Annotated in this window: 3 protein-coding genes and 2 rRNA genes (1 of these 5 only partly in view); all 5 read right to left on the bottom strand. The window is 47.5% G+C overall.

The genetic code is table 11. The features are described from left to right. Positions 1–50 precede the first annotated feature (50 nt). On the bottom strand, positions 51–1,916 hold the full coding sequence (locus KAI37_RS11470) for an ABC transporter ATP-binding protein (RefSeq protein ID WP_220031289.1): 1,866 nt from the start codon (positions 1,914–1,916) through the stop codon (positions 51–53). Continuing rightward, positions 1,891–3,786 carry an ABC transporter ATP-binding protein gene (locus KAI37_RS11465; RefSeq protein WP_220031288.1) on the bottom strand — a complete coding sequence of 632 codons (1,896 nt, stop codon included), beginning with the start codon at positions 3,784–3,786 and terminating at the stop codon, positions 1,891–1,893. Before KAI37_RS11465 ends, KAI37_RS11470 begins: the two co-directional genes overlap by 26 nt. Positions 3,787–4,001: 215 nt before the next feature. Continuing rightward, positions 4,002–4,826: a thioesterase II family protein gene (locus KAI37_RS11460; RefSeq protein ID WP_071640822.1), complete on the bottom strand. Its 825-nt coding sequence runs from the start codon at positions 4,824–4,826 to the stop codon at positions 4,002–4,004. A gap of 957 nt (positions 4,827–5,783) precedes the next feature. After that, a 5S ribosomal RNA gene (gene rrf, locus KAI37_RS11455) occupies positions 5,784–5,900 on the bottom strand. Between the two features lie 151 nt (positions 5,901–6,051). Then, positions 6,052–8,190, bottom strand: a 23S ribosomal RNA gene (locus tag KAI37_RS11450); it runs 792 nt beyond the window's last position.

The following is an 8,190-nucleotide window of genomic DNA, read 5'->3' as shown; positions in this document are numbered from 1 at the left end:
CCGTCTCTCTCCTCGCAAAATAGATATTGGTAAAAAGGAAATTCGCATATTTATGCGGTTTGTTCCTCGGGATGCTTTCGAAATTGAAGCTCATACAGCTCTGCATAATGACCGCCCTCGGCAAGGAGCTGATCATGGGTACCCTGCTCTTTCAGTTCGCCATCGGCAAGGACACAGATCGTATCAGCCCGTTCAATGGTAGACAATCGATGGGCAATAACTAATGTCGTACGATCCTTCATCAACTCATTTAAGCCCTGCTGGACTTCATATTCCGATTCTGCATCTAAAGCCGAGGTCGCTTCATCCAATAGCAAAATTGGTGCATTTTTGAGCAAAGCACGGGCAATTGCGATCCGCTGTCTTTGACCGCCGGACAAATTGGCTCCGCGTTCACCGACAATCGTGTCGTACCCCTCTGGCAGTTCGGCTATGAAGCCGCTGGCATAGGCTGTTTTGGCTGCAGCCTCTACTTCCTCATCCGTAGCAACCGGTGAGCCAAAGCGGATATTATCCGCTACTGTACCGTGGAACAGCGTAGCCTCCTGTGGTACATAGGCCATCAAATCCCTGACCTCATCCAACGGAAACTCTTCTGCCAAGCGACCACGAACCCGCAGCACACCTTCGTCCGGTGGGTAAAATCCCAGCAACAGCTTCATGACTGTGCTTTTGCCACCACCACTCGGGCCGACAAGCGCGGTTACCTGCCCTTCCGGCACGACCAAGTTTAACCTTTGCAGCGTTGGATGGTCAGGCTGATAGCCAAATGTGATGTCGTGCAGCTCCAGCGCAGCCGGAGTCTGTTCAATGGCGTGGTCTGAATGCAAAGTCTCAACATCGCCATAGAATTCCCCAGATTCACGGACTGATAAAGCTGCCGTCTCGGGATCGATAAGCCTAGTCAGCGGTCCCTTCTTTTTAGCCGCGGGGAACTGCTCCTCTTCCTTCGACTCATCCAGAATTTCGCGAATACGCGCCAAGCCTGCCAAGGAGTTTTGTAACAGTGTTACAGCCGCCCCTAGCTCCAAAAACACCGTTGAAATACCAGTTTGCAGCTGCACAATCTGTCCCAATACTCCCAGTTCCATTTGCTTCTGCGATACCAGAATCAATCCGGCGACAAGCACACCGCCCAGCGTGATGAACTCTATGACAAAATTGCACATATCCTGCAAGCCCATATGCCGTCCCTGCCGAATGCTGATGCGGTTTATGTCCTCGCTTGCATCGTTACAAAGTCCACCTACCTTTGTCCTCAACCCAAACAACTTCACCGTCTGCAAACCTGAAAGCAAATCACTCAATCGTTCCGTGAACCTGCTCATCCGTCCCTGTAACTCTTCACTCGTCTTTCGCATTTTCTTCGCGAAATGAGCATTTATCCAGGCTGAAGCCAGCCCAAGTAAAACCGCCATAATCCCAAATCGCCAATCCAGAACCATCAAAATGACCAACGAGCCCAAGAAAAGCGAAATTTCTAGTATAATCGAGCGGATATGAACGGTGTAAGCCTGCTCCAGCGCCTGTACATCGTTCGTCATACGGGATACAAGATCACCCGAATGGTGTTTTTCGGCTTTTTCGTACGATAGCTTGACAATGTGGCCAAATAGTTTCATTCGTACATCGGCAATCGCCAGCTTTACACACCGTTTATACATATAGCTGCACAGGGGGGAAATAAGACTTAATGCCAAAAATGTACCACTGACCAAATAGACCGCTCGGTATAGCTCCTGTACATCGCCATTAACCGCGAAATTCAGCAAATAATGCACCACGAAAGAAAGTAAAATCGTGATGCTGGCATTGGTCAGACTATTGCCAACCAGCCCGGTAAAATACCATTTTCGGTGCGGCTTCATCAGGGACGTCAACTGCTTAAATTCATAAAACCCCTGCTTGAAGGTCACGACGCTCACTCCTTTCCTCAGGCAACGAATTACCGTTTTCCGCCGTATGCTGTTCTTCTTCAAAATTTTTCAAATACAGCTTTCGGTACACACCATCACGACCTAGTAATTCCTCATGAGAACCCGATTCCACAATGCTCCCCTGATCGAGTACAATAATACGGTTCGCCTGACGTACGGTTGACAGTCGATGAGCAATGACCAGTACCGTCCGGTTTTGCATTACCGCATTCATCGTATTCTGCACCTGAGCCTCCGACTGACTATCGAGTGCTGAAGTCGGCTCGTCCAATAGAAGCAGCGGAGCATTTTTCAGTAATGCTCTTGCTATAGAAATACGCTGTTTTTGACCGCCAGACAATCCGCCTCCCCGCTCGCTCAACAGGGTTTCATAGCCCTCGGGAAGTTGAACAATAAAATCATGCGCATGTGCCGCTTTCGCCGCCTCGACAATTTCTTCCCGAGTCGCCTCCAGACGTCCATATCCGATATTTTCTGCAATAGTGGCCGGAAAAAGCGACGACTCCTGAGATACCATCGAAATATGACTGCGCAGGCTTGTTAAATTCCAATCTGTCAAACTCTTTCCAAATAGTTGAATGGTTCCGGCATGCTCTCCAGGTTCATTAAATCCGCAAAGTAGCTTGAAAATCGTGCTTTTACCGCCACCGCTGGCACCGACAATCGCCACCATATCCCCTTGCCCTGCCTGGAAGCTGATATCCTTCAGCACTGTGTTCCCTTCATCGTAGCCAAAGGTCAAATGCTCAAAGCTGACTACAGCAACACCATCAACGTCATCATCGCTTTCTGCTCTGCCTTCACTCATTCGGTTGGCTTCCCCATCTGCATCGTCTTCCAAATGAGGCGCCCTATTCTCTCGCCTCTGATCTACCAAGATCATTTCGCCGTCCTGACGTTCATTCTGCCAATCCAGCACCTCAAATAAATGCTTTGCGGCTCCGCCCGCTTCCTTCATTTGCGAAATGATTGTCGGCAGCATGGCAATCGGCTGCAATATGAACGAAATCAGGTATAAAAAAAGTACAATGCCTCCAGCATTCAGCTCTCCTTGTTGTATCAGGTATCCTCCGTATACAATGACCAAAATAATCGGTGTTGCCAGCATCATCACACCTACCGGAGTAATGGCCGCATAGCGCTTTTCTAGCCTTAAGCCTCGCTTGACGACCTCCTCCATAATCGCCATATACTTCTTCAACAGCACAGCTTGCATATTGAATGCCTTGACGATAGGAATTCCTCCGATTGCATCTTGCCCCACAGCGTTCAAATGAGCAATTTTCTCCTGAAGATCCGCGGAATATTTTTCAATCGGCTTACTCATTAGTGATGTTATGATCATTCCTATTGGCATGAGCGCAAGACTTGCTAATATCAGTTTCCAGCTTGTCAGTAAAAGCAATATGAGTGATGCCGTAAACACAAGCGGTAAATAAAACAGATTGGAAAACTGCTGGATAAAAAAGTTCTGTAATACTGCCGTATTATTGGTTAGACGGGATACCAAATCTCCGGTAAATTTCCTTTCCACGCTGGAAACCGGTAAATCGCAAAACTTATGTACGAGATCGCCTCTCAAGTCGCGCAGAGCACTAACACTAAATCGCGCTGAAGCGTACCTCATCACAAACTTACAGGGCATTCCAATTAGCGTCATACCAACAACCAGATAGATCATGTTCTGGGTAGAGGAGAATGTCCCCTGTGCCATTTGCTCAATGGCCTTACCCAAAATAATGTCAATAGCTGCCAAACACAAGGAGGCGATCACCGTTATGAAAACCCATAGATTATACGGCCTTACATAACGTGCGAGTCTCCGAAAAGCAGAATTTGATCGAAACAAGGGCATCCCTCTTTTCGCTGCCTACACTTTTCAGTGCGAACTTTTTATATTGGCTGTGGACGTCGTTGAGATAAACTCTGGGTTTGGATGCATAAGTATCCGTACAGAATAAAATGCGATTTTGAACTATGCTGGAATTTGCATCTTGGTTGTGGTTTGGTTGTCGATTGTTGCTGAGATGGTAATAACGAAGTGTATCGTGATGTGTGGGACATTCAACTCTGTCTGAATCGTGGTTGTAGGGTGCTTGTGTTGCAAGCTGTATGAGCTGCCGCCGCGTGGGCCATCGGCGAGGATGCGGAAAGAATGTTCTCGACTGCGCTCATAACCTCTTGTTCTTGTTCATGGATGAAAAAGTGATTACCTTCGAACATCCGAACATCCATAGGTGATGTCGTATGCTGTTGCCAGGCATGGAGTGAATCTGTGCTAACCTCAAAATCCTTCATTCCGCCTAAAACGGTCATCGGACATACCAGTGGATTTCCCGGCTGATAAACATAAGTTTCACATACCTTAAAATCTGCACGCAGACGAGGCATAATAATTTGCATCAATTCTGCATTTTGCAGCACCTCTTCAGGTGTTCCCTGCATTAAACGAAGCTCTTCGGTGAAAGAATCGTCTGCTAAATCATGGAGTCGTTTTTTGGAGTATGGAAGATGTGGTGCGGATTTACCAGATATGATGATGTGCACAGGTAGCTTTCCAGTTTTGCTGTACAATTGCCGTGCTGTTTCAAATGCAATCAGTGCCCCCATACTGTGCCCAAAAAAAGCGAACGGCTTATGCATGTATGGAGCCATTGCGGGAACCAACGATTGAACGATGTCTTGAAGAGTATCCATTGGAGCTTCTGTTGAACGGCTTTCACGTCCTGGAAGTTGTATAGGCAACACGGTAATGTCAGGTGCAAACCTAGACTTCCAAGAGTTAAATATGTAAGCACCACCACCGGCGTAGGGGAAGCAAAATAGTTGGAGCTTCGCAGTCGGTTGGACCTCGGTTTTCGCAAACCAAGATTGTGATCGAGTCGTCATATGAATTCCTCCATCCTCTATGCAGTTCATAATTTTACAGTAAATCCTTATATCTCTTTTTTTCTTCCAACACTTTCTAACTGTTTTTAAATATACAAACTTTAAAACCGCTTGGCATGGGACAAAAGGGCTAAATTGATAGAGCTCATAAAAATAAAACAAAATCCATATTCTGTTATTTGTTTCCAAACTTCAAAAGCAACAATTTCACTTTTTGTATTAGTTATCTGTCAATTATGATCTGTTAATTTAGTTTAAAACGAATTTTTAGGTTTTCACGAATGTTGTAAAACTAGACTCATTATGATTTACATTGAAGCTCCAACCCCTTATCCTACAACAATTTTATCTTTACATGCCATTAACATAAATGTAACAAATTCAACCTGATATCATCCGACAAATTCCGCCTTTTTCCGCAGCTCTCTTTAATTCCCTAAATAATGGATCGAATTTGTATCAAGCTCACATAAGCCAAAATTAATAATTCTTTAATTTTGTAATAAATTTTGTTATTTCATAGTCCTAAAGGACCATGTTTTACATATTTTTTTCTGACTCTTCGTCTAAAAAAATCAGTTCGGATTGAGTTTTTCTCTTCCAAAGCTATGAATTTTCTTTTCAAACTCTACTAGAAACGTTTCTATCTCGCTTCAAAAGTGCCTGTTCTCTAGAAATTTATAGCCTTACTTTTAATCTTTGACCCCCCAAAAAACAGTAACGGCAAGCAGCAAGTCTCCCTGTTGTTGGAGACTTGCTGCTTTATAAATTCATTATGTTTGACTTCACTATCGGTCGATATGCGGAGTGTTGTAAGCTTTATTGTAGTTATGTTCCAATCTTATTATTTTAGTGGAATGGAGTATAGGTATGGGTTTCTTGTATATTTTCCAAAACGCAAAAGCCTTATGGTATACAAAAAGAGCACAGCCCGTTAAGGCTGTGCTCTTTTATCGTGCTTGGCAACGTCCTACTCTCCCAGGACCCTGCGGTCCAAGTACCATCGGCGCTGGAGGGCTTAACGGTCGTGTTCGGGATGGGTACGTGTGGAACCCCTCCGCTATCGCCACCAAACATGAATTTGCTGTGCAAATTCTACCGTACGGTTATTCGGTTCATCACTCATCGTGTGAATGAATAGCCATGCGCTTGTCGTATGTCACTTGTACATACCTTCAAGGTTACACCCTGAAAACTGGATCCGAAACTCATTGCGTTTTATTCTTAGGATAAGCCCTCGACCGATTAGTATTGGTCAGCTCCATGCATTACTGCACTTCCACCCCCAACCTATCTACCTCGTCGTCTTCAAGGGGTCTTACATACTGGGAAATCTCATCTTGAGGGGGGCTTCACGCTTAGATGCTTTCAGCGCTTATCCCTTCCGTACATAGCTACCCAGCGGTGCTCCTGGCGGAACAACTGGTACACCAGCGGTACGTCCATCCCGGTCCTCTCGTACTAAGGACAGCTCCTCTCAAATTTCCTACGCCCACGACAGATAGGGACCGAACTGTCTCACGACGTTCTGAACCCAGCTCGCGTACCGCTTTAATGGGCGAACAGCCCAACCCTTGGGACCTACTTCAGCCCCAGGATGCGATGAGCCGACATCGAGGTGCCAAACCTCCCCGTCGATGTGGACTCTTGGGGGAGATAAGCCTGTTATCCCCAGGGTAGCTTTTATCCGTTGAGCGATGGCCCTTCCATGCGGTACCACCGGATCACTAAGCCCGACTTTCGTCCCTGCTCGACTTGTAGGTCTCGCAGTCAAGCTCCCTTCTGCCTTTGCACTCTTCGAATGATTTCCAACCATTCTGAGGGAACCTTGGGGCGCCTCCGTTACTCTTTAGGAGGCGACCGCCCCAGTCAAACTGCCCACCTGACACTGTCCTCGCACCGGATTACGGTACCAAGTTAGAACCTAGATACGATCAGGGTGGTATCCCAAGGATGCCTCCTCTCAAGCTGGCGCTCAAGATTCAACGGCTCCCACCTATCCTGTACAGATCGTACCCAAATTCAATATCAAGCTGCAGTAAAGCTCCATGGGGTCTTTCCGTCTTGTCGCGGGTAACCTGCATCTTCACAGGTATTAAAATTTCACCGGATCTCTCGTTGAGACAGCGCCCAAGTCGTTACGCCATTCGTGCGGGTCAGAATTTACCTGACAAGGAATTTCGCTACCTTAGGACCGTTATAGTTACGGCCGCCGTTTACTGGGGCTTCGGTTCATAGCTTCGCCCCGAAGGGCTTACCACTCCCCTTAACCTTCCAGCACCGGGCAGGCGTCAGCCCGTATACTTCGCCTTGCGGCTTCGCACAGACCTGTGTTTTTGCTAAACAGTCGCTTGGGCCTTTTCACTGCGGCCCCCTCGGGCTATTCACCCTACCGAGGCACCCCTTCTCCCGAAGTTACGGGGTCATTTTGCCGAGTTCCTTAACGAGAGTTCTTCCGCGCGCCTTAGAATTCTCTTCTCGCCTACCTGTGTCGGTTTGCGGTACGGGCACCTTCTCCTGGCTAGAGGCTTTTCTTGGCAGTCTGAGATCATGACCTTCGCTACTACAATTTTCGCTCCCCATCACAGCCCAGCCTTAACGATGTGCGGATTTGCCTACACACCAGCCTCACTGCTTAGACGGACATCCATCAGTCCGCGTCACTACCCTACTGCGTCACCCCATCGCTCATAACGGATTACGGTGGTACAGGAATTTCGACCTGTTGTCCTTCGACTACGCCTATCGGCCTCGCCTTAGGTCCCGACTTACCCTGAGCGGACGAACCTTCCTCAGGAACCCTTAGGCTTTCGGCGGATCTGATTCTCACAGATCTTTTCGTTACTCATACCGGCATTCTCACTTGAATGCAGTCCAGCGCTCCTTACGGTACACCTTCAACCCGCATTCAACGCTCCCCTACCCCTGATGCATAAGCATCAAGCCATAGCTTCGGTGGTGTGTTTAGCCCCGTTACATTTTCGGCGCAGAGTCACTCGACCAGTGAGCTATTACGCACTCTTTCAATGGTGGCTGCTTCTAAGCCAACATCCTGGTTGTCTGTGCAACTCCACATCCTTTCCCACTTAACACACACTTGGGGACCTTAGCTGATGGTCTGGGCTGTTTCCCTTTCGACAATGGATCTTAGCACTCACTGTCTGACTCCCGGAACTAAATCTATGGCATTCGGAGTTTGACTGAGCTTGGTAACCCTTGCGGGCCCCGCACCCAATCAGTGCTCTACCTCCACGATTCTTCTTTCCGAGGCTAGCCCTAAAGCTATTTCGGGGAGAACCAGCTATCTCCGGGTTCGATTGGAATTTCTCCGCTACCCCCACCTCATCCCCGCATTTTTCAACAT

Origin of the sequence: Paenibacillus sp. S25 (assembly GCF_019454085.1) — a bacterium.
GTDB classification, from domain to species: domain Bacteria; phylum Bacillota; class Bacilli; order Paenibacillales; family Paenibacillaceae; genus Paenibacillus; species Paenibacillus polymyxa_B.
The sequence above is the reverse complement of the archived record's forward strand: the minus strand, read 5'-3'. Positions and strand labels throughout refer to the sequence as shown.

Coding starts and splice junctions, on each gene's coding strand:
- KAI37_RS11460 (WP_071640822.1), bottom strand. CDS start 4,826: ATGACGACTCGATCACAATCTTGGTTTGCGAAAACCGAGGTCCAACCG.